Origin of the sequence: Janthinobacterium sp. AD80 (assembly GCF_002878455.1) — a bacterium.
Lineage (GTDB): Bacteria > Pseudomonadota > Gammaproteobacteria > Burkholderiales > Burkholderiaceae_D > Janthinobacterium.
This window is the reverse complement of the sequence record NZ_NRDQ01000328.1, coordinates 1-689: the sequence shown is the minus strand read 5'-3', so window position 1 is coordinate 689 and position 689 is coordinate 1. Positions and strand designations below refer to the sequence as shown.

1 protein-coding gene is annotated in these 689 nt (G+C 64.6%); it reads right to left on the bottom strand.

The window, feature by feature from the left end; all coding sequences use genetic code 11:
• Window positions 1-106: 106 nt before the first annotated feature.
• Entirely contained in the window at window positions 107-520 is a 414-nt protein-coding gene (locus JaAD80_RS29165; protein WP_146012616.1) for a hypothetical protein, read from the bottom strand.
• Window positions 521-689 lie beyond the last annotated feature (169 nt).

Genomic DNA, 689 nt, shown 5'->3' with positions numbered 1-689 from the left:
GCGCGGCATGAAGGACCGCTCATCGCCACCGTGCTGGCGGCGGAGCGGGAATTGCGCCTGGCGCGGCGCTTGAACCGCTAGCGCGGATGGCGTTAGCGATGCCGCATCACGCCGCACAGGCCTTGACGGACCCGCGGTCATACACAAAAGCCAGGCTGTTGGTGCCCTGGCCCCGGTACATGCTCTGGCCTTCGCCGATGGTCAGCTGCACGCCCATCTTGCACAGCACTTTCGGTGCGCGCAGCACCCAGCCCAGCTCCTGCAAGGTGGCGATATTCCGGTCGCGCAGCGCAGCGCTCCAGCCTTCGTCCATGAAGCGCACCGTATGGAAGGCGAGATTGAGATTGACGCGGGAAGTGCGATCGATGACCTTGCCGCCGTTCTGCAGCACTTGCGCCAGGTCGCTCTCGATGAACTGCGTCACATATTCGCCGCGCAATGGCGCATTGCCGGTACTCAGGCGGTACACGACCAGGCAGGCAAGCATGGCAAACAGCGCCGTGAATAATCTGCCTTCCATAAATTTCTTCATCCGCCGCCGTCCTCTGCTTCCATTGCTGGTGCCGCAAGCTGTTCATCCGCCAGCAGCTGCGCCAGGCGCACCTGTTCCCCGTCCGCCACAAAACACGCGGCCTGCCAGCGCTGCGTGCGCCGGGCCTGCACCGATGCGGGCGCGCACCATGGCGGAT

Bases quoted from the DNA above. Each gene is read 5' to 3' on its own strand.
- JaAD80_RS29165 (WP_146012616.1), bottom strand. From the start codon at position 520: ATGGAAGGCAGATTATTCACGGCGCTGTTTGCCATGCTTGCCTGCCTG.